The organism is Rummeliibacillus sp. GQ308 (genome assembly GCF_059759115.1).
Genome location: NZ_JCAXDQ010000001.1, coordinates 1452240 through 1476142, shown reverse-complemented (window position 1 = coordinate 1476142; position 23903 = coordinate 1452240). Strand labels below are relative to the sequence as shown.

Sequence of the window (23903 nt, the reverse complement as noted above, 5' to 3'; positions counted from 1 at the left end):
AATAATATTTTAAAAGATTTTTATTTTTCTTATTGCTGTTTCTTTTATTATTAACATAGATTAACGAGGTTTATATATTTATTATTTTTATCTATTTTCAATGATTATTTATCTAATAAACATTATATATTTTAGAAAATTTTGATAAAATGTTATTACCCATATTTTACAAAGGAGTAATTCTATGAAAAAAATACTGACTGTTTTTTTGCTTGTAAGCTTTGTATTTCTTCTTAACTTTTTTATTTTAGGTCCTACTCGTACCTTGCTACCTTATTGGACTTCTTTCTTTATCATTTGTTTAGTCATTACCTTATTTAATTTCTTCCGATCAATGAATAAAAATTTTCCAGTAACATTTATTTTTATGGGTGTTGCATTGGGTTGTTTAGGTTTATGTTTATTTTCTTTTTTGATTACTAGTGGATATGAAATTTACAAATAAAAGAGGAAAAATACTCTTTCCAATTTAAAAGCCGATGAAATTTTACAGCTAAGTAGAATTTCATCGGCTTTTATAGATAGTTTATAGTAAACAAAGTACAAGAAAGAGACTTTAGTAGTTTCGTTTATTAATTATTTTCCAAGCTTATAATCATACTGATACACTACTTTCCCTGTTTCTTTGTTGATTTTATATTGATAACGTCCCGTCCAAGCATAGACAAACTTTGTGTCAGCGAATACTTCTAATGAAGTGGTGGCATTTTCAAGTGGAGCATCTAAAAGTTGCTCCCAAATCAAGTCTCGTTTTGTAAGATCAAGCAAGGCTAAGGTCTGCCGATTATCGTTGCGCTTTTTCTGATAAACAATGAGCTGCTTTTCAACAGGCTTACTTTCAACTAGCCTTACGCCCATTAGCTCGGGGTAAAGTTTTTTTATTTTCTCGCTTCGTTTTTCAACACCTGCTACACTCTCATCCCATCCTACTGGTAAAGTACGTATTTTATCAGCATAACTCGGATCTTCTTTTATTTCGTTCGTAGCTAAATTTAACTTAAAATAACGACCATCTAAGCCGTAAAGATAGACTTTATTTAGACCTTTAATAGAATAGTCAGTATACATGTAGCTTAAATTATCTTCTAATACAGGGAATTTATTCAGAAAGTCTTTTTCGTCTGCTTGCTTTTTCCCTGTTTTTGGATCTATAAAATAAAGGGTTTTCTTTTTATTATTTAACACCAACAGTCCCTCGCTAGTCTCTCCTACTAAGTATTCTTGCCAAGTAGAGATCCTACTCCACAGCTTTTTACCAGTATGAAGATCAATAGCACTCATTAAGAAGCCTTTGAAGTTGGTGGTTATTCCATTTTCTGTTCCATTGGGTGTAGTTTTACTTATTTTAACGACGGATATTGGCTTTTCTTTTAAATCGAAGAGTACAACAGGTGATTCTAGTTCAATTCTTTTGGGTGCGAAAAGTCCATTAAACCCCCATAACAGGCATGAAAAAACGAAAAACACCGTTATTAAAAACGAGCTGAATTTCAAGAACATTTTACCTAGGGATTGTTCTTTTTTCTTCAATTGATAAATTTGGCGAGGTATAAAAATAAATAATGATAGGATAACTAAGGCAGCAATCACTGTTAACAGAATGTAATCAGACCGCCAACCTGTTGGTATCCAATTGGCTAGATAATTTGGCTGCAGGAACTTGAGTAAGGCCGAACCAAGTAGAAAATTAAAGAACAGTACAATAATTAATTTTTTAAAAATCTTAATTATTGAAAAAGGCTCAGTTTCTTCGTTTCTCTTCTTCGCTACTATATAAATCATCTTGATAGGCAAATATAATAAACGGAGGTAGAGTAAGATTAGAGCCGTATTATGTATTATATTAGAATTAAAGTTTAGCAGCATTAGCCACTTTTCAAAAAAATTTGTTATTATATCCATTTTTCAATCCTTTTAATTAATATTTTACTTAATTATATCATTCTCTTCCTATTTCTCACAGTTTTCACATGTTCAAGGCTCAAGATTTGCCTCACCATCCTCTAACATTTCCAGAAGCCCTAGTTTCAACATCCTGTCCTCACAAAAATCGTTCAGCAATTAATTAAATGTCACCTATAAATCGCCTAAGAACATCTTATTAATCGCGATTTGAATAACTTATTATTCATATACTTAATTAAACCCTCTAACTCAAATAAACTTCTATATTTTTCAGTCAATACTTAAGTTACTTTTTTATAGCGTTAAAAATTATTTAGTCTGGATCTCTATTAAAATAGACCTTCGCAACAATTTTTTAACCAAAATACCCCTTCTTTACAATATCTTATCTTTCTATCAATATCTGCTTAATAATAGTTGATTAAAGTATAGTTAGACCAAATAAAGGAGGAAATGTTATTGATGAAATCATTCTTATCAAAAAAGCTAATCTCGATTGCAGCCGTATCTACTCTAGCACTTAGCAGCTTTACTATTGCTGGTTCAGAGGCAGAGGCAAAAAGTTCTTCCAAGAAAACAACGCCTAAAAATGTCATTTTCCTAATCGGTGATGGTATGGGGAACTCATATACTTCCGCGTACCGGTATTTGAAAAATTCTTCAAACTCAAAGTTTAAAAACCAAACATCATTTGACAGGTACTTAGTTGGTCAACAAATGACTTACCCAGAAGATCCGTTACAAAATGTAACCGACTCTGCTTCTGCAGCAACGGCTATGTCAGCAGGGGTAAAAACGTACAATAATGCAATAGCAGTCGATAATAATAAGAAAGATGTGAAAACAGTCCTCGAATCAGCAAAAGAAATGGGTAAGGCAACTGGTTTAGTTGCTACTTCTGAAATTACACATGCTACTCCCGCTGCTTTCGGAGCCCATGATGAAAGCCGTAAGAATATGAACGGTATTGCAGATGATTACTTTGATGAATTAGTAAAAGGAAAACATAAAATTGATGTATTACTCGGCGGAGGCAAATCTAATTTCGTACGTGAAGATCGTGATTTGACAAAAGAATTTAAAAAAGATGGCTATAATTATGTTACCTCGAAAGCTGAATTACAAAAGAATAAGAATAATCAATTACTCGGATTATTTGCTGATGGCGGTATGGACAAGATGATTGATAGAAATGCCGAAACCCCTTCTCTCGCAGATATGACCAATTCAGCAATAAAACAGCTCAGCAAAGATAAAGACGGCTTCTTCTTAATGATTGAAGGAAGCCAAATTGATTGGGCAGGCCATGACAACGACATCGTTGGCGCTATGAGTGAAATGAAGGATTTTGAAAAAGCATTTCAAGCTGCTATCAATTACGCTAAAAAAGACAAAAACACATTAGTTGTGGCAACTGCCGATCACTCTACTGGCGGATTTTCGTTAGCAGCAAATGATGACTATAATTGGTTCCCTGAAGCCATTAAAGCTGCAAAAAAAACCCCTGATTTTATGGCAGCACAAATTGCTGGTGGAGCCGATGTTGAAGGTACCTTAAAGAAATATAGCGGTTTGTCTTTAACGGAAGATGAAATCAATTCTGTAAAAGAAGCCAACACAGGTAAAGTAACAGATATCGATAATGCTATCGAGAAAATTTACAATAAGCGTTCAAACACAGGCTGGACTACTGGCGGGCATACTGGAGAAGATGTAAATGTTTATGCATTTGGTCCAGAATCAACAAAATTTGCAGGCCAAATCGATAATACAGATCAAGCGAAAATTATCTTTAATCTAATTGAGAAAAATAAAAAGAATAAAACAAAGATTAAAGATAAATAATACTCAGCTTTTAATATCTTTTCATCCCAAAATAGGTATATTTCTATTAAATCTGTGAGAAAGCAGGCGTCTAAATGGCGCCTCTTTTCATAAGTTGGAGGGTTTTCTTTGAAGAAATTGTTATCTATGACCTTGATATGTCTCTGCGTTGCCACATTAACTGCGGGCTGCTCATTCCAATCAAACTCTTCAACTGATACACATGTTGAAGCTGCAAGTAATAAGGATTACCTAAAAACTTATCAACCTAATACTCAAGTAACAGACGATCGTACACTTTTAAAAACCGGGGACGATATAACGGACAAACGTGGATATGCAAAATTAGAGAGTCTTAATCTAGCTCAAAAAAACTATAAACTTGGAGACATCACATTAACCATTCGTGATGTTAAAAAAATTCATCTTGAACCAACGTATAGCATGATGGATTATTTTCATGTTTTAACACAAGATGAAACATTTAGCGTAGTAAAAGCATTCGTAGATATTACGAATAATAGCGATAAAATTTTACTTTTCTCCCCTGTTGGATCACTGACTGCTAATACCGGACAAAAGTGGACGTTTGAACATGATATATACCTGGACGATATAACAGGAGAAATCAAGCCGCATGAAACGAAAAAAGGTAATATTGGATATGTTTTAGAAAATGGTAGCAACCCTAGGGAATTCACCCTTCAAACGAGTGATATTTTTGATAATAATGAGCAAAAAGTAGCAGCTGGCACAAAAATTATACTTACTTTGCCAAAGTAAGAGTTTATGCCAGAAAGACAAAAAGAGGAAAAATAAGGTGATTCTCTTTTGTCCATTTACATATTCGATATACGAACCAGCTAGCAATTCTATATTGTTTGCTGGCTTTTTTACAATAATATGCTTAAGGATTATCAGGCAACCCATGTTTAATGATTACTATTCAATTCCCAAAATTGAAAGAATCAATAATAGTATCATAAAAAAAATAAAGCAACTCAGTATATGAATTTTAATCGACTTTTGTTGTTTTTTACTTTTTCCTAATCCCGACGCAGCAATAATAATAAGTGATCCAAAAAATAAGAACATGATTGTTTGTGCAAATATCACTGACCAATACATTATAACAACTATAATCGTTAAATAGTTTAATAACATCAGTAACTTCAATACCTTAAAGGGATTCTTAAAGTTTAATTTTTTCTTCATATTAAGTATGAATATAACAAAAGATACTAAATATAAAATACAAAAAGTAATGCTAATAACAGACATAGCCAAAATTAATTACCTTCTCTTTCCAAAATTAATATATTCAACTACCCTGCTCCTGAGGAACGTTTGTAAATGATTATCTTATTCTATTAGTTTAGATTTATATATTACTATTTGGAGTATGATTGTATTGTTACTTTCACATGGTGCCGTCGTCCTCAATTGACGGTTTGCTTATTTATCCTCATATAAACGTCTATCTTACAACCTTTTATAGCATCACCTATATCCCCTGCAATAGCTAACCCATAACATTTTAACATAAACAATTATATGAAGAGGAATCACCTTAGTGTCAACTGCAATGACCTTTTTATATGGGTTTATTCTTAGATTGATACCAATCTTTGTGATTCCTGTACAGCCTACACATGTATCAGTATAAGTGGTTGTTGTAACATACATAGACTTTGGCTTTGCTTTCGCTTGACCATTAGTCGGCAACATACAAAACGAATTAAAAAAAGATTTTCACCAATAGTATTAGAGCATCCTAATGTATTCGTTTCTTAAACTATATACAATATTTGAAATAGAAAAAAGTTAAAAAATAGTCGGGACCATTCCCCCATCCATGCGGATTGGAGAACCTTTAAATGCGGATGCATAAGGACTACACACAAATGTAGTTAGTCTACCAATTTCCATTGGCTTGATAAATCGTTGTATTTCAGATTGGGGTAAGTTTTTAGACATAAAATCTTTCTCTTTTTCTGAAAAAGTTAAATCTTCATTAGGGTATATACCATCAATTATTTGATGAACATTTTCAGAGAGTGTTGGTCCTGGCATGATCGTATTAACTGTAACTTCTTTTCCGATTGTTAATTTAGATAAGCTTTTTGATAATGATAATAGCATTGATTTTGTCATACAGTACTGAGGCATTTGTCCTGAAGGCATTATTGCTTCCTCACTCGCAATAAAGATAACGCGACCATAATTATTTTTTAACATTTTAGGTAAATAAAAATTAGATAACCCATTTGCAGCAAGAACATTAGTACGGAAGTATTTTTCCCATACTTCGTCGTCAATGTCCTCGAATTGCATAATTTCATAGATACCCATACTGTTAACTAAAATATCAATAGTGGGGTACTTTTTAAATAAAGCTTCTCTTTGTTGAATATCGACAATATCGCCTGTAGCATTTTGAGGAGAGGTTGCAGGGAACTCCGTTTTAATTTCATTTACAATTCGTTCTACCTCTTCATAATTTCGTCCATTAATTAGTACATTGACACCTTCTTTGGCAAGTTCAATGGCAATTGCTTTACCTATACCTTTCGTTGATCCTGTAACTAAAGCTATTTTATTGTTTAATCCCATATCCATAACACATTTCTCCATTTCATTTACCTTTTAGTTAATAATAAAAAATGCTCTTATCCTTTAAGATATTAATTAGGTTAATATTTTCTAATATAATGTAAAAAATTGTACATATAAGAAAAAGTTAATTTATCGAGTTTGTATTTAAATGTTCAGTCCGCCAATTTGCGGGAGTATCACCTTCCCAAATGCGGAATGCGCGGTAGAACGAGTTTTGGTCTTCGTATCCAACCATAAATGCCACTTCTTTAATTTCGAACGAGGGGTCTGCCAAGTACTCTCGAGCCAAACCATATCGGACTTGTGTCAAAAGCTGTTTGAAACTCGTGCCTTCATCAGTAAGACGTCGCTGCAAGGTGCGACCGCTCATCACCAGCTCGCTAGCGACAGTCTTAATGTCAGGGCACCCTCCTGGTAGGCTACGTTTCATGATCCACTTGACCATTTCAATGATTGAGCGACTGTGTTGCTGCTTATCCAACGATTTATCCAATACGGGAGTTAAAATCTCGAGCAACTCTTCGTTATACGAGACAAAAGGGAGGTCCAGATCTCCTCGATGTAGCGTCAACCTGTTACAATTTCCTCCAATCCGGATATGGCAGCCAAAGTAAGCTTCAAGTACCTCTTTGTCCCCCATTGATTGTGAAAATTCGACAGATCTCGCCATCACTGGTTTACCTGTGCCGCGACGTCCAAGCTCCAAAAGAAATGCCAGCGTGATTCCAACCAGCATAGATGGTCCCGATTGCTCGGTATACAACCAATCTAGTTCAATTGTACAGACCTCACCTTCCTCAGTGATACGAAGGCTTTCAGGAGGACACAGTTGTTTATACCGTGCCATACGTTTTAAAGCGTCACGGTAGTCACGAGCATGGTAAGTCGCTAAGACTGCGGGTGGGTAATGCGCTGTTTCAAAGACGGTCGTAAGCTTAATAATTCCTTCGGCAGTGTCCTCAATGAGATCCGAGTATGCCTGCCAAATCGCAAAATACTGTTGGTTGGTGACAGTTGGGTCAGCAATAATGGTGAGCGGTAGTTGTGCTTTTCGAGCCACGTCGTGGGGAGCAATTCCTAATTGGTGTACGCCTGCCCAGAATCCTGCTGGGAATTTAATACGATTATGAGACTTCATAATGGGTCCTCCTTAGCTATCTATAAATTCATTAGTTCTGATTGTGTTTGCGTTCTACCTAGTTTTCAGGATAGATATTATAATACCTATTTAATGTCGCCTTGTAACTAGTGGAAGGCGACATTTCGTTAGCCAACTGCGTCAACCAAATCCGTTAGTATTAGTACGATTAACGAAATGAAGCTGCCGATTAAATAGGCAGCTTCATTAAAAGATATGATTCTTTCTTTTAGTAAATAATTTATAGTAATCTTAGCTTAAAGGCTTTCATGCTTGATAATTATAGAGGGCTTTTTAAAGATTATGGGGCTGGTCATCATATTTTTCCAATCCGAAATCATTAACATGTCTGCGTCAGCTTTGATAAGAGATTTGACGGTAACTTCTATTATTTCATTTTTAAAGGTAATATTTAGTTTAATCATTTTTAATATATCATTAAGAATGTCTCAACATAGGTAGTAAAGACATTTACTTGAAATTCATTTTCAAACCATTCAATAGAATGAACTAACTATTGTTTAATCTTTATTAATTTGTAACCAATGTAAAGAATCAAGAACCAAATCGGTGCAACAAACAATGCAACCCGCATACCAGGAATGAACGCCATTAAGACAACGACCATTAATAAGAATGTTAGGGCAATATATGAAGAAATTGGATGCCAAGGCATTTTGAATTTCAGCGCTGCAACTTCTTCTTTTGATTTTGCTTTACGGAATTTAATTTGTGTACATAAAATAATTGTCCAGCTCGTCACAACGGCAACTGTTGCCACTGCAGAGATGTATGTAAATACTTGCTCTGGTACGACATAATTTAAGACAACGGCTATTAACAACATCGTAGAAGAGAATAAAATACCACGGACAGGTGTACCATTTTTGCTTACTCGCTTGAACACTTTTGATCCCTGATTTTGTAATGCTAAGTTGTATAACATACGGCCTGAACCATATAGTCCACTGTTGAATGCTGAAACCGCTGCTGTAATGACAACGAAGTTAATAATATGTGCTGCTGCGGGAATACCGATTGCATCGAATATTTGAACGAATGGGCTGCCACTTGAACCAACTTCATCCCAAGGATAAATGGCCATCATAACACCTAAAGCGCCAATGTAGAAAATTAAAATACGCCAAACGATATTGTTAATTGCCTTTGGCACTGATTTACTGGGATTTTTTGCTTCTCCAGCTGTGATACCAACTAGTTCTACGCCCCCAAATGAAAACATTACTAAGACGAAACACATTAACAATCCTTCAAGACCATTTGGCATGAAACCGCCATGTTCCCAAAGATTACTTAAGCCCATTGGCTCGCCATTGTTACCGACACCGAAAATAATAATACATAAACCTACAATAATCATTGCAACAATTGCCACAACTTTGATCATCGCGAACCAGAATTCGAATTCACCGTACATTTTTACATTCGCTAAGTTAACAAGTGTCATGACGACAAGAACGACAAGTGCTGTTACCCATTGTGGTATATCTGGGAACCAGTAGTTAATATACACGCCTACCACTGTTAATTCTGCCATCCCAACGACAATCCACATGAACCAATATGTCCATCCTGTTAAGAAGCCCGCGAATTTCCCTACATATTTATCGGCATACTTGCTGAATGAGCCAGAGACAGGTTCAGCGACAGCCATTTCACCCAATGCACGCATGATCGTAAAGATGACTAATCCTCCAATTAAATACGCTAGCAATACAGCAGGACCTGCTAATTGAATCGTTGAACTTGAACCATAGAATAAGCCGACGCCAATCGACCCACCCAGAGCAATTAATTGCATATGACGGTTACTTAAACCACGTTTTAACTGTGAATCTTGATGATTTTCTTTCATACTTCCTTACTCCTCATCCTGTGAAATTTTCAAAATGTTTTGTGCAAAAAGGATAAAAAAAAACGCCCTTTTGGATTAACCAAAAGGACGATTCAACTCGTGTTACCACCTTTAATTTATAAGCAACTCACATTGCTTACCTTAGAAAGTACGGCCAGTCATTTACTGACGATACTCTTGCACATGATTACGGATGCTTACCGGTATAGCCTACTAAGAAAAATCTTTTCGGTACACAGCTCCAAGATGAATTCTCAATCGTTTTACATGCACCTCTCAACAACCGGTAACTTTCTGTTTGTAAAAATGAATTGATACTATTTCTTTTCATAGCCTTTATTTTATACAAATGTTTTTGAATTGTTTTTAATTTTATATTAAAAAAATTTTTTGTCAATATATAATTATTAAATTTTCTTAAATTATTTATGCTATTTAACTATATAAATCCTTCACTAAAAAAGGTATTCCCTACTTATAATAATGAGAGGGGCCTACATGTTTAATGAAAAAAATACCGTCGTAATGGTTTCTGATGATCATCCGGTCTTCCCAATATCCTTGATTTAATGCAGTGATTGGTTCGAACATCCACTCATTATATTTCTCTTTTTTCTGATACTTTAAATCAATGAATGAGTAGTCATAAGGTATCTCATTGAGGATAAATTCAAGACTATTCTTGCTATACTTTTTATCAAAATTCACTTGATTAGAGACTGTAGCATATCTTTCTGCTATAGTTCCATCATGCATATAAAAACCCATTATATAACTTTTCTTTTTATAATCGCTTGGTAGATTCTCATACATAGATTGTATTTTCCACTTCTGAAAAGTATTTCTATCAATATCTTTTCCTGCAATTTCGATTTGACGGTTTCGGACATGAATGTTGTGCCCCCACACGATTATTTTTTTGTCTGGGTAAACCTGAGTTGATAACCATAGCAAGTTTTCTCCCATCATTTTGTCTCTAATTATACTACTGGTTTCCTCTGTTGTGGTTTCCTCTGCTTTTTTAGCCTTATAATATCTTTCCAACATCACAAATCGGTTTTCTAATGTTTTCTCTAATACTTTTGCAAGATTTTTTTCGTTCGGATATTCACGCTTTAATTCTTCTGAATGGGTATGTATGAATGCTATTATCTCTTGATAGGAATTCTTAACGTTACTTAATTCTTCTCTTGAAAGGCTATTTCCCTCGATCATTGTATTATTGTATGTTTCAAGCCAGTTCAATTCTATTTCTTTATATCGTTGCGCAAGCTTATCATTATAAATTTTAATCCAATTACTTAGAAATTGAAAAAAATAACCTGTCCCCCTCATATCAAATCCTCCGAAAGATAGGTCATTTGTGTTTCGTTGTTGTATTAAATAATCAATTAAGGGTTTTGTTTCTTGATTATTCCACGGAGAAAGAAATGCAGATAATATTTCATTTGAATTCATATACTGGTTGATTGAACTTTCTGCAGAAACAGCAGCTCCCTCACCAATATTTCCTTCGAATAACACAACATCAAATCCTAATTCTTCGTGCAAGTATTTTATTAATCTTACTTTGGACTGGCTATATTCAGAGATGCCATGTGAACTTTCACCGAGAAAAACATACTGTTTGTCCTTTAATATTGGCGACAAAAATTTCAAGTCTGAATAATCATTGGATGTCAACGAGTTAATTTTATGGCTATGGGTTATTAACCATGATTTTTCAGCATTTTTATGAGTATAAATGACATATATTACTACGATAATAAGGAGAACTATAATCGTAAACGAGTATTTATAGAAGTTCTTAATGACTGTTCACCCCTCCGAATTTAGCATTATTTGTAATTCCTTCTTTTATATAGGTTCGATAAGAAAGAGCCTATATCCTTCATGAGACTATATAAATAATCATCCGAAATTTCAAAGACTAATTTTAAAGGGAGCAATGATATGAAAACAATTTTATTAATCCAATTCGCTCTTTTTTCAACGTTTATTGGTGATATTTCACATAATGATTTAGATCAAAATACGAATAATAAATATACGATCTCTACTTATTACAAATGGGGACAAGTTGCTATTCAAAAAACAAAAGAGCAATATCCTCAAGCTAAAATTATTGATTATTTTCATATTGGAAAAGTTTCCATCACAGATTACTCTATAGAAAAGTTTAGATTTTGGATAAAAGATAGTAATAAAGAATTTGGAGTGTATGTTGATCTTAAAATTAATAATTCAACTGGAGAATTAATTGAAATTCAGTTTAAAGAAACAAAAACCGAACTGACCCAAGGCACTTTATCAGCACCGTGAACAGTTCGGCTATTTTTATGGATGAATAAGTACTTATCAAGTTTTGTATGTGATTTCAGTAAAATATAGGTGGTCAACATCGTAAAGAAACGTTTTCTTTCATTTTCATTGCATGTTTCCCTTTCTTCTAAACGTTCCTCCCTTTTTTACTATTATAAAAACTACAGGAACTAATATAGGTATCATTGAAATAATAGCTAGAGACACCGCTAAATGGTTTTCAACCCACTTAACATTGCCCAAAATATAGCCTAAAATAATCCAAAAGAACGTCCATAGAACTGCGCCTATACTATTGAATTTTAAAAAAGTATAAAATGAATAATTTGTATATGCACTTACACAAGGAATGGTTGTTCGCATAAACGGAATAAACCGTGAAAAGATTATAGAAATATTTCTATAACGTTGGATAAATGCTTCTGCTGATTGAACTTGGTTCTCCTTTAAGAAATTCAGCCTCGGCTTTTTATGCTGCCATTTTCTTATTAAAGTACCTATATAATAGTTCTGACTATCTCCACTTATTGTTGCAAATATAAAGAGAGCTAATAAAATCCATAGATTCAATTCCCCTACTGTAGCTAGTGCAGCGCTTGCAAATACTATAGAGTCCCCCGGCAAAAATGTTAAAACAATAAACGCCGTTTTTAAATAAACAACTAGAAATAAGAAAATGTAAATTTGCACACCATATATATCTGTTAAATTATCTAAGTTTTTATCTAAATTAGAAATAATATTCCCTATGTTCATTATTCCTTCTCACATCCTTGTTATTTAAGTATAGTATATGATAAAGAAACTTATTAAATCCTTAAGTTTACTCCTTTACACCTCATAATAAAATAAGTCAATTTAGATACATATTTAATTGCGTATAGACTTTATTATCTGATAATATAAATTTAGAATATTAAACATCTATAGTAGTCCACCCTGTTTTAAATTGAGTGGATTTTATTTTAACTATAATCCTAGTAAACCTCTAAGTCTTATTTATTTTAATTGTGGGGTGTATATATGAAAGAGTTATTTATAAGAACAGATCTACAGCGTAATTGGCTGCACAAAATTGAAACATTACGAGCCGAGCTTTCCGCAGATTCTTTAGAAATTGATAAAAATGCTCTTTTTCCAATAAGAAACTTTGAAACTCTCAGAAAAGCGGGTTATCCCAAAATTACTTTACCTAAAGAATATGGCGGAGAAGGTTTTTCTGTGTATGACATGATTCTTCTTCAAGAAACGTTAGCAAGCTATGACACAAATACTTCGTTAGCAATTGGCTGGACACTAGGCATTATCGGCGAGCTTTATGAACATAAGCTATGGGATCCAGCACTATTAGAATCATTTTCAAAAGAAGTACAGAAAAATATCTTTATTAATCGGGCCGTAAGTGAAGCTCATACCGGTAGCCCAACGCGGGGCGGCCGTCCTGCTACACATGCTGTACGTGCAAAGAATGGTTGGACTATAAACGGCCGTAAAATTTTCACAACTGCTTCACCAATTTTAGACTATTTCCTAGTAAGCGCTTGGATTGAGGAACAACAAGTAATCGGCTTTTTCCTCATCAATAAGGATGTTCCCGGGTTATCAATCGAAGAAACTTGGGATGTAATGTCCATGCGAGGTACGGGCAGCCATGATTTAGTGCTTGAAAATGTCCAGGTGGAAGCTTCAGCACTTGTTGAATATCCGCAAAGTCCCTTTGGAGGCACGCATATCAATGGCTGGATTTTGCAAATCCCTGCCACATATCTTGGGATTGCCCAGGCTGCACGTGACTATGTAATAAACTTTGCCAATCATCATCAACCTAATAGCTTGAATGCGCCGATTGCTACTCTTCCTAACGTACAGCAGCATATAGGAAATATTGAATTAAAGCTGGATCAAGCACGCTTTACTTTATATGGGGCTGCCGAGGCATACGATGATTTAGAAAGGCGTCCATATTTAACAAATGAACTGGCAGTGGCGAAACACACTGTTACTAACGCAGCAATTGAAATTGTAGATATTGCTATGCGAATTGCAGGCGCAAAAAGTCTTCAGAATTCAAATCCTTTACAACGCTATTACCGGGATGTCCGGGCTGGTCTTCACAATCCACCAATGGATGACATGACGATTACGAAGCTGGCACAAACCGCGATTGAACAGGATAAACAATCATAAACGTAAATCATAAGGTATAAGTCTTTTTGATAGGTAAAATGAGATATTAAACGAGTATTGCCCGAAGGTTTTACGTACAAATCTAAATAAAAATAAAAAAAGCCTATAAAATCTTGCTAAAAGATTTTATAGGCTTTTTATCAACTTTTGTCTTATTCATCTATCTATTATTTCATCTTGATTAGAATAACAGCTCATTTATAAAGATCTCTTTGGCCAAATAAAATAAGATATCGATATTACAAAGTCAATACCTAGTATCAAAGTCCATAACTGAAGAATTTCATAAAAAGGCGCATCTTGTACGTGATTATTTGTTATAAAAATCATACCAATTAATAATACTGCTCCGATTATATAAGCAAAAACATGTTGTCCAAATGATTTCAAACCATGACGCGCAAATTCCATTCCATACCGTTTCACAGGTTTAGGGCCATCTTTCATAAGATAATAACGAAATTTCTCATCAAGCCAAGCAATCATGCTTTTGCCAAAAGCAATAGAACTGCCAATATAAACAGCGGCGATAGCATGTGCGACTGTAGGGATGGAACCAAAGTAAATATCAGTTCCCGCTACCACCAGTAATATTAAATCGATTAATGGGACAGATGCAAAAAACAATAGACCTAATTTTTTTTGCTTAAATACATACCTTAATACCAATCCAAATAATATAACTACCCAAAATGCAACTTCACAGGCAACGATCAACCAGGCGATCAAGTTCAAATTTACACCTCCTCTTTTTCTCTTGTACTTCGTTCGGTGTTACAAGCAATTTTTCATGTACTCTTTTACTCTTATAAATTTTCATTGGAAATTATTCCTGTTTATTCCCTATTACTACTGTATTTTACAAATAGTAATTTGACAATCAGTTATTAAGAAAGTTATACATTATTCTCTTATTGTCATTTTTTTATTTTATATATAGACTAGCGAGGTTTATAATAATAAAAATTGTTTTCTATCTAGAACAATCAGATATGGATGATTGAAATTTAGCAAGCAATCGGAAGGATTCAATCAGCTTTTTAACAAAACTAAAAAATGGTGCCTATCCATTTTTAAGAAAAATGAGACAGACACCATTAAATAATTATTTTTTTTTTTTCTTAATGCAATACTCCTATTAACTTTACGCAGCTACATCTCGTTTCGTAAATACGCCAAATGCAAGCAGCATAAAGACAATGAAGTAAATTAATAACATTGTAATAGAGAATCCTAACGTCATCCCATTGACCATTGGAATTCCATCAAAGTATTGAGATAGATCTGTATTAGCAAATAAGATGTATTTAGCCCAATTATACTGAGCGGCAATAATCGCTGTGACAGTACTACCCATAAATAAAAGGAAAATCGATAAACCTGTAGCTAATGAACTATTTCTAAATACAGCTGAAATCATAAATGCCATAGTAGTAATCATGATGACATCAACTGAAGCCAACAAATATCTTTTGATTAAATATAGAAGCATATTCTGCTCTACAACTGTTCCATTGGCATATGCAAGATGTGCATTATTCCCATCACCTGTACCGAATAATGCAAATCCTAAAATGGCAGCGCTAATAAATAAGATAGCTAATAAAAATACATCAAATATAATAACAGTTAAATATTTGGATAACAGAATTTTCGTTCGTTTAATAGGACGAATAAGCAACAGCTTGATTGTTCCCCATCCAAACTCGCTTGCCACAATTCCGGCTGCGACAATAATCGTAAACAATCCAGCAAATGAAATGAATGACGCACTGTCATAAATAAATGACCAACCTGTTTCAGCTTGCTCAGGAGGTAAATTATGATCTAAACGATATTGATTAATAGCTATATCTCTTTCTAAGCTTTGCTTATAGGTATTTGCTGATTTTGGAAGACCTTTCATTTCCTTCTTATACTCTTTTGTTTCCTGTTGTAATTCCTGCTTCCATTGCGGATTTGTACTCTGGCCTGAATCTCCATACACCTTTGTCAGAATGCCAGTCCCTAACACCGCAAGGACTAGTAGCCCAATCATTACGTAAGTTCCAGGTCGTTTAAATATTTTAATCCATTCATTTTTTATAAGATTAAGCATGCTTCTCCCCCCCTGTCGTAACTTCCATAAAGCGATCTTCTAGCGTTTTTGCTATTGGTTTTACTTCGTAAATTGAAATGCCTGCTTCAGTGAATTTTTGAATCATTTTTGGTACTTCTTCTTTTTCAAGCTCAATTTCATATCCTTTGTCCACTTTTTCATATGGAATGTTATCTAGTATACCAACATTCTCCAAATTGACCTCGAAGAAGTATTTTTGTTTTGTGTCATTTACATAATCGTGAACTTTTTGTATGTCTACGAGCTTCCCATTTTGGATAATTGCTATACGATCACACATCATTTCCATTTCAGATAATAGATGGCTCGAAACAATTACCGACATTCCTTTTTCTTTCGTCAGCTTTTTCAAATGATCTCGAATTTCTCTTATTCCCGCTGGGTCAAGACCATTTGTAGGTTCGTCTAAAATCATTACTTTTGGGTCATGAAGCAAACTTTGGGCCAGGCCTAATCGTTGTCTCATACCAAGTGAATACGTTTTAACTTTATCGTGAATGCGTTCTTTTAAACCGACAAATTCGACTACTTCGTCGATCTTTTGCTTTGATATACCTTTTATCATACGAGCATATTGCATAAGATTCTGATAACCAGTTAAAAATTTGTACATCTCTGGATTCTCTACGATTCCTCCAATATTCATCAGAGCCGCTTCGAATTCTTTTTCTACATTTTTGCCGCAAATTAAGATTTCGCCTGATGTAATTCCCATCAATCCTACCATCATACGAATAGTTGTTGTTTTTCCCGCTCCATTAGGTCCAAGAAAGCCAAATACTTCTCCCTCTTCAATAGTGAAGCTCAAATCATCAATAATTTTCTTCCCTTTGATTACTTTCGTTACATGGTTCAATTGTACAACCGGACTAGCCATTCATCTTCGCCTCCATATTCTTTGCAGTATCCTTAAACCATTCTAATACCGATAGTCCTTCTTCTTCTCTTAACTCCTCTACATTTTTCTGACCAATTATGTTCCCGTGGAAAATGACAATCGCTTCATCAAGTAGAGGTTCGATTTCATCGATTTCATGTGTCGCAATAATCACTGTTTGTAAATCAAAATTAATGTAGGACAATAAGCTCTTCACGATGGAATCGCGAACCATTGGATCAAGACCTGAAAATGGCTCATCTAAAAGAAGTACAGGTGCATTTCTTGAGAGCGCCAAAACAAGTTTTAACCGGCCCCTAGTTCCCTTTGATAATTGTTTTATCTTTTTTTCTCGTTCCAGCTTCATTTCTTTCAATAATTCTTCGGCTTTTACAGGATCAAAATCAGTAAATTGGGTTGCATAATAATCTACCATATTCGCTACTGTAAAGCCTGGATAAAACATATCAAGTTCAGTTAAATAAGCCACATTTTTAGAAATTTTTCTTGATACTTCTTCATTTCCAACTTCCACTTTGCCGCTATTTGGATAAACAAGACCAGCAATCATTTTTAGAGTAGTGGACTTCCCACTGCCATTAGGTCCCAGTAGCCCATAAATTTTGCCTGTTTCGAATGTAAGAGAAACATTCTTTAAAGAAAATTCTTTTCCATACTTTTTCGAAACATTACTTAGTTTAACGGCCATCCTGCTCCCCCCTTAAATATTGCTTTAATCCTTCCGTTATATCTTCTTCCGAGAGCCCAAGTCCTCTCATGCTTTGGACAAAACGATCAATAATTTCTCGTTGTAACTGAGTTTTTAATGAATCCACAATCTCTTCATTTTGTGTGACAAATGTTCCTTGGCCACGCTTCGTTTCCACAATTCCCATCCTTTCCATCTCACTATACGTTCTTTGGACTGTGTTAGGGTTAACACCTGATACGATCGCCATTTCTCGTACAGACGGAAGTTTCTCGCCTGGTCTGATCTCTCCTCTTACGATTTGGGATGACAAATGATCGGCTATTTGGATATAGATGGGCTTTGATGCTTGAAATTCTTTTGTCATCTTCTACACCTCAACTTTCCCGTCGAGAAGCAGGCAGGATATTACAAATAATCCAACAGAAATAGCCACATACAAAACAAGAGTTAAAACCGGTAAATTCATTGTATTTAATCCAAGCGTATAACCCGCATGACTGTATTTAAAACTCGCACCCATTATAACGGGGATCTTCCATTTAGTTAATATGTCTTGTAAAATATCGATACTTTCTAAAAAAGAAGAAATCAGGCTCAGCAGTATGAACAAAACAAACACGAAGAGCCAGCGCCAATTTTTCATTTTCGGATATTTACCTAATGAGTGATAAACCGTCCAATAAAACAAACACCAGAGAGAAAAATATAAGCTTATCAATACTAAACCGGCGTTTAGCGTGGTCAATTCGATAAATAAATCTGCTTTATCCAAAATAAATAAATCTTTGAAGAACAGATAGATCACTAACCCAACACAAGTTATAAATAATTGAGCGACCAGCTGATATGCAATGGAAATAACTATCTTTGACAGAATCAATAATTTGCTGTTTTGAGGGTTATAAAGCCATAATTGGGTTTTCCCTTCTAAACGAAGCATAGATAGTAGCATCCCCGGCAAGAAAAATACATGAAAACCAAGTAGCATGATTACGGCTATCGGTAGAAAAGATAATGGCTGGTGAAAATAAACTTCTAAGGCGAATGGTAAAATCAAAAACAACGCAAGAAATCCAATCCATAAAAAGAACCAGTTTTTCGAAATATGAAAGTCCTTTTTCAATAGCCCTTGAAAAGCTAACATGTAATACACATCCTTCTGTCACTCTGTCTTAGTGTCCTAATTAAATAGTACACTAAGACAGAAATAAAAATCAACAGAAATTTGAAGAAAAATTATATAACTGTAAAATAAAGTATTAATCTATAGCATGCTATAATTCTTTTCTAATTCTCTTTAATAAATTCAGTGCATCTTGAGTCGATTGAATTAAAGCTGGTCTACCCTTCTTGACCCTTAACTTCATAGCTTCTATAAAACAGGTTTCTGCTTCATCTAATCTCTTTAACTCTAAGAGACATTTCCCTTTGTGCTGCAAAACAAAGTCCAGATATTCATCGGTTTTATTTTCTTTGCCTAATTTCATCGCAAAATTAAAATGCTCTATAGCTATTCCATGTTCATTATCATACTTATACGCCTCGCCAAGTCGAATGGAAGTAATAATTTCTTTTGTTGTGCTTTTTTCTTTCTGAGCATACAAAAGACAGTACTTTAAACAAGCAATGGCCTTCTTTTGCTTTCCATTAATTCTATATAAATTGCCTAATGCTCCATTTAAAATATATAATTCCTCCTCTTTCAAATCCTGTTTCAATAAGCATTGAGCTTGAATAATCAAATCTTTTACTTTAGAACCGTCAGTAGGTTTTTCTCTTAAATAATCTGTTGAATCAAAATATGTTAGATTATTTATCTCATTCATTTTTTCCCTAAAACTTTGTATCGTCAACTTAAAGTCCCCCTTGGAAACTCGTTCAGTCTATATATTAATACAATAACTCCCAATTAAAAACCTTGTTTTTTCAGAAAATAAAATAATTTCTCCACTAGTATGTTTTACAAAGTAGTTAACATATGATACAGTACTATTATGTTATACAAAGTAGTGAGGCGAGCAAATGAAAGAAACCCAATTGTTAAAGGGCGTACTGGAGGGCTGTGTCTTAGCCATCATTAAGCGACAACAAGTTTATGGCTATGAGCTGGTACAAATTATGAGGGATTATGGATTTACTACAATTGTCGGCGGGACCATCTATCCTTTGCTACAGAAATTAGAAAAACAGGGGCTTATTAAGAGCAAGGAGTTAACTTCACCAGATGGGCCTAATAGGAAATACTTTTTTATCACAGCTTATGGTGAAGAGCAATTAATGAGTTTTGAAGAACAATGGAATTCATTAATAATAAAGGTTAACCGAATAGTAGAAAATGAGGAGAGTGAATAAAGTGGCAAATTCTTCAGCCGAACAATTGGTTGAGCAAAATAATCATCTTAGAGAACTTTTGTCCAAAGAAAATAAGGCGTACTACGAAGATATTTTAATGTACATGCGTACTCTTGGTCTTTTCTATAATGAATTGGAAACAGAAAAGCAATTAATGATGATATTACAAGATATATTAGAAGCACAGAAAAATGGTGAATCTGCAGAAAGCTTTTTTGGAAAACACCCAAAAGAAATGGTAGACCAAATAACAAAACAGTATGATAGACCCTCTTGGAAATCCATCTTTAAAATGAGTGGCTGGCTATTCTTAATTAGTTCTTTGTTTGTAGTCATAGGAAGTTTTACAGCTCCCCTTTTACAAATAAACATCTTTGTTCTTTTAATGAATGGGGTGTTTTCAATTGCTTTGATTTATGGTTTGTTTAAATTAATTCATGTGAGTATTTATATGAAGGCGAAATTACCGAAGTTTATACAATTTTTCATATTATGGTTGATACTTATGCTATCATTCGGCGTCTTTTTCCTCATTCAGTTTTATGCACCTAAGCAAGGTATCGTTAAAATTGGTCCTCCAATAGATTGGATTCTGATCATTGGTGTCGTTTTGACTGCTGTCTTGTATATCTCTACCAAAAAGAAACGAGAATTCTATGGTGCCCTGGCTTTTATCTTAACCTTAGGAATCTTTGGTCTATTATTAAGAATTCCTCAAACAAGAGAGTATCTGCAAAATGATCAAAATCATATTTATATGATACTTGGCGTTATTCTCCCATTTGCTTTATTTATATTGATTAATTTGTTTACACTCTGGAAAATGAAGGATGATCAAAAGGTTTAATTCTTTTTAAAATTTGGTTGAAAGGCAGAAAATCTTTTGAAATCTTTTTATATTCTTTGTAGAATAAGAAGAGAAAGATTTAACGAGGAAACGAGGTTATCTCATGTCATTACAACATCCAGATAAAAAAACTTATTCACCTGAGGAACTACTAAAGGAAATACAGCGATTAGCAGAACTCTTACAAAAAGAGGATTTGACAGAAGAAGAGTATCTCAAAGAAAAAGAGAAACTCATGGAAAAATTAAATAAATAATTAAACAGGCTATTCTTAAGTTCTTCGGACTTAAGAATAGCCTGTTTTCTTTTCTACTACAATACTTTTTCTAAGAAATCCTTTGCACGCTGTGTGGAAGGATTGTTAAAGAAGTCTGTTGGTGAAGCATCTTCAATGAGTTGGCCACCGTCCAAGAAGAATATCCTGTCTGCCACTTCACGAGCAAATCCCATTTCATGCGTGACGATCAACATGGTCATCCCTGTTTTAGTCAACGATTTCATTACATCTAGCACTTCTTTAACCATCTCTGGATCTAGCGCTGATGTAGGTTCATCAAATAACATAAGGTCAGGTTCCATCGCCAATGCTCTTGCTATGGCTACGCGCTGTTTTTGGCCGCCAGATAACCGATTTGGGTATTCATCTTTTTTCTCCAAAAGACCTACTTGCTTTAACAGCTCTTCTCCCCTTTTTTCAGCATTCTCCTTTGAGATTTTCAATACTTTCATGGGAGCATACGTCAAATTCTCCATTACCGTTTTATGGGGAAAAAGATGAAAATGCTGGAATACCATGCCTACTTTTTCACGGATTTTCATTAAGTCTGTTTTTTTCTCAGTGATCAACTGATCGTTAATTTGGATATCACCGCTAGTTGGTGTTTCTAGCATGTTGATACAGCGTAAAAATGTTGATTTACCTGAGCCGGATGGGCCGATGATCGCAATTATTTCTCCATCTTGAACAGTTGTTGAGATTCCTTTTAGCACTTCATTATTGCCAAATGTTTTGTGCAAGTCTTGTACTTTAATCACCTATTCTCATCCTTTTCTCAACCAATTTTCCTGCATATGATAGTATCAGTACAATAATATAATAGATTAAACCTGCTACTAGCAATGGCTCGATATAGTGGAATGTAGCTCCACCCACAATATAAGCGCGTCTCATAATATCGAGTGCTCCAATTACTGTAACGATAGCGGATTCTTTTGTTAGCGAGATAAACTCGTTCATTAAAGCAGGAATAATATTTTTTAATGCTTGTGGCAAGATAATGTCTTTCATCATGCTCGTATAGGATACGCCAAGCGCTTGGGCAGCTTCACTCTGCCCTTTATCTACGGCCATAATACCGCCACGAATAATTTCTGAAATATAAGCAGCTGAATTAAGTGAGAAAGCTAATATTGCTGCTGGCATAGGGCTTATGTCAATGCTTGGGAACATTTGCGGTATTCCCATATAAATAATGATTAATTGCAAAACAAGCGGTGTACCGCGGAATACAGATGTATAAAAATCTGCAAGCCATTGTAACGGTTTTATTCCGCTTAACTTAATGAGTGATAATAATACACCCAAAATAAAGCCAAAAACACACGCGAACGCGGCTATCTCTAGCGTCACGCCAATCCCTTTTAAGATATAAGGGATGGAGTCTGCAATGGCTGAAAAATCTAGATTCATCTAAACTACCTACTTCCCTTAATTAATCAACTTTGAACCATTTGGCTTTCATCTTATCGATTTCGCCAGAGTCATTTAATTCTTTTACAGCTTTATTGAAATCTTTCACTAATTTGCTACCTTTAGGGAAAGCTGCTGCTTTTTTCTGGTTATCGACACCATCAATCGTCGAGAATTTTAGATCTTTATTTTGTTTAACATAATTTTTAGCTACAATATCTTCTAATACAATGGCGTCTAGTCTTCCTAATTTCACTTCTTGAATCAATTCTGGTACTCTGTCACGCGTTTCTACTTTTACGCTTGGCACTTTATCTGCAATTTCGTTGGCTGTATCTTCTTCAATGGATGAAACCTGCGCACCGACTTTTTTACCTTTCAAATCCTCAAGTTTGTCGTATGTCACATCTTTTTTAGTAATGAGATAATCTTCTGTATCATAGTAGGAATCCGTAAAGTCCACCACTTTAGCACGTTTTTCATCTGGTGTGATGCCCGCCATCGCAAAATCAATTTTTTTTGCTTGTACGGATGGAATTAAACTATTAAACTCCATATCTTGTATTTTCAATTGATAACCCATTTTTTTAGTTACTGCATTGGCGAAATCAACGTCAAATCCAATAATTTCATCTGACTTTGCTGCATCGATGTATTCAAATGGTGCGAAGTCTGCTGATGTGCCCATCACTAAAATCCTTTTTTGATTGTTATCGGAAGATGAACCATCCTTGCTGGAATCTGATCCGCACCCTGCTAGAGTTAATGATAATACTGCTGCTGCTGTAAATAACCATTTCTTTTTCATTGTCCAAATCTCCTATCTCGTCATTGTTTCAATAAAACCACCCTATGTAACGTCGTGTTTTATTATGAATTCATATGAATAATTATAGATTTTAATTTATAATTATAATAACATATTAATAAAAAAATAAAAGCATTTTTTGCATAAAAATAAATATAATCTATTAAAAATATATTAACAGAATCTTTAAATAATTACAATTACATTTGTATAATTTTGTCTAATTACCTTATTCCTCAGGCAATAATCATTTCGGATTCAATTGATAATGTTATGAAGGCAGTCTAAAGCAAGATTCCGCCAGGTTTCTATCAGAAAACTCATTTAGTCGTGATACTCTACATTTCCAATCTGTATTTTATGCTGTCAACGAGTTTATTACGTTAATTTATTGCCATCCCATGCATTGGCGTATTCTTCATTATCCTGTATGAAATTTATTTTATACAGCTAGCCAAATTAAATATACCTACATTTGAAAACCCTTCTTCAAACTAACCACCATTCGGACACTCATTAAAACGATAGCTTATGCATTCCATCAATGAATGTTTTTTGTATGAGAATAGTCAGATTAATACAAACTGATATTAACATTTACTTCGCAAAACCTGATTATGAGGAAATTGA

General features: G+C 34.3%; 25 protein-coding genes and 1 other annotated feature. Of the genes, 8 read left to right on the top strand and 17 right to left on the bottom strand.

The annotated features are described in order from the left end of the window. The first annotated feature begins 184 nt into the window (after positions 1–184). Positions 185–445, top strand: a complete 261-nt coding sequence (locus AC6CHJ_RS07295; protein WP_498287882.1) for a hypothetical protein — start codon at positions 185–187, stop codon at positions 443–445. A 131-nt stretch (positions 446–576) separates the two neighbouring features. On the opposite strand, the gene AC6CHJ_RS07290 is transcribed toward AC6CHJ_RS07295, so the two are convergent. Beyond that, positions 577–1902 carry a PA2928 family protein gene (locus AC6CHJ_RS07290; protein WP_498287880.1) on the bottom strand — a complete coding sequence of 442 codons (1326 nt, stop codon included), beginning with the start codon at positions 1900–1902 and terminating at the stop codon, positions 577–579. A gap of 465 nt (positions 1903–2367) precedes the next feature. On the opposite strand from AC6CHJ_RS07290, the gene AC6CHJ_RS07285 reads away from it, so the two are divergent. Both AC6CHJ_RS07285 and AC6CHJ_RS07280 read left to right on the top strand, forming a co-directional pair. Continuing rightward, positions 2368–3750 (top strand): alkaline phosphatase, encoded by a 1383-nt coding sequence (locus AC6CHJ_RS07285; RefSeq protein ID WP_498288526.1) that lies wholly within the window; start codon positions 2368–2370, stop codon positions 3748–3750. Between the two features lie 108 nt (positions 3751–3858). Continuing rightward, positions 3859–4512, top strand: a complete 654-nt coding sequence (locus tag AC6CHJ_RS07280) for a DUF4352 domain-containing protein (protein ID WP_498287878.1) — start codon at positions 3859–3861, stop codon at positions 4510–4512. A gap of 656 nt (positions 4513–5168) precedes the next feature. Here the strand turns inward: AC6CHJ_RS07280 and AC6CHJ_RS07275 are convergent. From AC6CHJ_RS07275 to AC6CHJ_RS07255, 5 genes are all read right to left on the bottom strand, one after another. Then, positions 5169–5273, bottom strand: a complete 105-nt coding sequence (locus AC6CHJ_RS07275) for a 3D domain-containing protein (protein ID WP_249775953.1) — start codon at positions 5271–5273, stop codon at positions 5169–5171. Between the two features lie 280 nt (positions 5274–5553). Then, positions 5554–6348 (bottom strand): SDR family NAD(P)-dependent oxidoreductase, encoded by a 795-nt coding sequence (locus AC6CHJ_RS07270; protein WP_498287876.1) that lies wholly within the window; start codon positions 6346–6348, stop codon positions 5554–5556. Between the two features lie 121 nt (positions 6349–6469). Further along, positions 6470–7483: an AraC family transcriptional regulator gene (locus tag AC6CHJ_RS07265; RefSeq protein ID WP_498287874.1), complete on the bottom strand. Its 1014-nt coding sequence runs from the start codon at positions 7481–7483 to the stop codon at positions 6470–6472. Positions 7484–7997: 514 nt separating this feature from the next. After that, the gene (locus tag AC6CHJ_RS07260; protein WP_498287872.1) at positions 7998–9359 is read right to left on the bottom strand and encodes an amino acid permease; all 1362 of its coding nucleotides are present in this window, start codon (positions 9357–9359) and stop codon (positions 7998–8000) included. An 80-nt stretch (positions 9360–9439) separates the two neighbouring features. Then, positions 9440–9699: a binding site (T-box leader), on the bottom strand. A gap of 131 nt (positions 9700–9830) precedes the next feature. After that, a complete protein-coding gene (locus AC6CHJ_RS07255; RefSeq protein WP_498287870.1) occupies positions 9831–11018 on the bottom strand; it encodes an erythromycin esterase family protein in 1188 nt (395 codons plus the stop codon). Between the two features lie 294 nt (positions 11019–11312). Here AC6CHJ_RS07255 and AC6CHJ_RS07250 point away from each other — a divergent pair, with 294 nt between their 5' ends. Continuing rightward, positions 11313–11681 (top strand): DUF3889 domain-containing protein, encoded by a 369-nt coding sequence (locus tag AC6CHJ_RS07250; protein WP_498287868.1) that lies wholly within the window; start codon positions 11313–11315, stop codon positions 11679–11681. Between the two features lie 105 nt (positions 11682–11786). Here AC6CHJ_RS07250 and AC6CHJ_RS07245 read toward each other — a convergent pair whose 3' ends face one another. Continuing rightward, the gene (locus AC6CHJ_RS07245; protein ID WP_498287866.1) at positions 11787–12437 is read right to left on the bottom strand and encodes a DedA family protein; all 651 of its coding nucleotides are present in this window, start codon (positions 12435–12437) and stop codon (positions 11787–11789) included. A gap of 267 nt (positions 12438–12704) precedes the next feature. On the opposite strand from AC6CHJ_RS07245, the gene AC6CHJ_RS07240 reads away from it, so the two are divergent. Further along, a complete protein-coding gene (locus tag AC6CHJ_RS07240; RefSeq protein ID WP_498287865.1) occupies positions 12705–13868 on the top strand; it encodes an acyl-CoA dehydrogenase family protein in 1164 nt (387 codons plus the stop codon). A gap of 198 nt (positions 13869–14066) precedes the next feature. Here the strand turns inward: AC6CHJ_RS07240 and AC6CHJ_RS07235 are convergent, their stop codons facing one another. The 7 genes from AC6CHJ_RS07235 to AC6CHJ_RS07205 form a co-directional block, all read right to left on the bottom strand. Then, on the bottom strand, positions 14067–14603 hold the full coding sequence (locus AC6CHJ_RS07235) for a hypothetical protein (protein WP_498287863.1): 537 nt from the start codon (positions 14601–14603) through the stop codon (positions 14067–14069). Positions 14604–15012: 409 nt separating this feature from the next. Beyond that, positions 15013–15966: an ABC transporter permease gene (locus AC6CHJ_RS07230; protein ID WP_498287861.1), complete on the bottom strand. Its 954-nt coding sequence runs from the start codon at positions 15964–15966 to the stop codon at positions 15013–15015. Further along, positions 15959–16864 carry an ABC transporter ATP-binding protein gene (locus AC6CHJ_RS07225; RefSeq protein ID WP_147193475.1) on the bottom strand — a complete coding sequence of 302 codons (906 nt, stop codon included), beginning with the start codon at positions 16862–16864 and terminating at the stop codon, positions 15959–15961. Before AC6CHJ_RS07225 ends, AC6CHJ_RS07230 begins: the two co-directional genes overlap by 8 nt. Then, positions 16857–17573: an ABC transporter ATP-binding protein gene (locus tag AC6CHJ_RS07220; RefSeq protein ID WP_498287859.1), complete on the bottom strand. Its 717-nt coding sequence runs from the start codon at positions 17571–17573 to the stop codon at positions 16857–16859. Before AC6CHJ_RS07220 ends, AC6CHJ_RS07225 begins: the two co-directional genes overlap by 8 nt. Continuing rightward, the gene (locus AC6CHJ_RS07215; protein WP_147193477.1) at positions 17563–17940 is read right to left on the bottom strand and encodes a GntR family transcriptional regulator; all 378 of its coding nucleotides are present in this window, start codon (positions 17938–17940) and stop codon (positions 17563–17565) included. Before AC6CHJ_RS07215 ends, AC6CHJ_RS07220 begins: the two co-directional genes overlap by 11 nt. A 3-nt stretch (positions 17941–17943) precedes the next feature. Then, complete coding sequence (locus tag AC6CHJ_RS07210) at positions 17944–18720, bottom strand: hypothetical protein (RefSeq protein WP_498287857.1); 777 nt, start codon at positions 18718–18720, stop codon at positions 17944–17946. 130 nt (positions 18721–18850) lie between these two features. Further along, positions 18851–19429 (bottom strand): hypothetical protein, encoded by a 579-nt coding sequence (locus AC6CHJ_RS07205; RefSeq protein ID WP_392994008.1) that lies wholly within the window; start codon positions 19427–19429, stop codon positions 18851–18853. Between the two features lie 169 nt (positions 19430–19598). On the opposite strand from AC6CHJ_RS07205, the gene AC6CHJ_RS07200 reads away from it, so the two are divergent. The 3 genes from AC6CHJ_RS07200 to AC6CHJ_RS07190 all read left to right on the top strand — a co-directional run bounded on the left by AC6CHJ_RS07200 (position 19599) and on the right by AC6CHJ_RS07190 (position 21031). Then, on the top strand, positions 19599–19928 hold the full coding sequence (locus AC6CHJ_RS07200; RefSeq protein ID WP_249775941.1) for a PadR family transcriptional regulator: 330 nt from the start codon (positions 19599–19601) through the stop codon (positions 19926–19928). A 1-nt stretch (position 19929) separates the two neighbouring features. After that, positions 19930–20775, top strand: coding sequence for a DUF1129 domain-containing protein (locus tag AC6CHJ_RS07195; RefSeq protein ID WP_498287855.1), 846 nt, complete (start codon positions 19930–19932; stop codon positions 20773–20775). Between the two features lie 103 nt (positions 20776–20878). Beyond that, positions 20879–21031 carry a hypothetical protein gene (locus AC6CHJ_RS07190; protein ID WP_184117487.1) on the top strand — a complete coding sequence of 51 codons (153 nt, stop codon included), beginning with the start codon at positions 20879–20881 and terminating at the stop codon, positions 21029–21031. 56 nt (positions 21032–21087) lie between these two features. Here AC6CHJ_RS07190 and AC6CHJ_RS07185 read toward each other — a convergent pair whose 3' ends face one another. From AC6CHJ_RS07185 to AC6CHJ_RS07175, 3 genes are read right to left on the bottom strand one after another with little or no spacing between them, the layout of a single operon-like run. Then, positions 21088–21810, bottom strand: a complete 723-nt coding sequence (locus tag AC6CHJ_RS07185) for an amino acid ABC transporter ATP-binding protein (RefSeq protein ID WP_392994013.1) — start codon at positions 21808–21810, stop codon at positions 21088–21090. Next, complete coding sequence (locus AC6CHJ_RS07180; RefSeq protein ID WP_066787081.1) at positions 21803–22465, bottom strand: amino acid ABC transporter permease; 663 nt, start codon at positions 22463–22465, stop codon at positions 21803–21805. The genes AC6CHJ_RS07185 and AC6CHJ_RS07180 overlap by 8 nt, the downstream gene beginning before the upstream one ends. A 22-nt stretch (positions 22466–22487) precedes the next feature. Further along, complete coding sequence (locus tag AC6CHJ_RS07175; protein ID WP_498287852.1) at positions 22488–23273, bottom strand: transporter substrate-binding domain-containing protein; 786 nt, start codon at positions 23271–23273, stop codon at positions 22488–22490. Positions 23274–23903 lie beyond the last annotated feature (630 nt).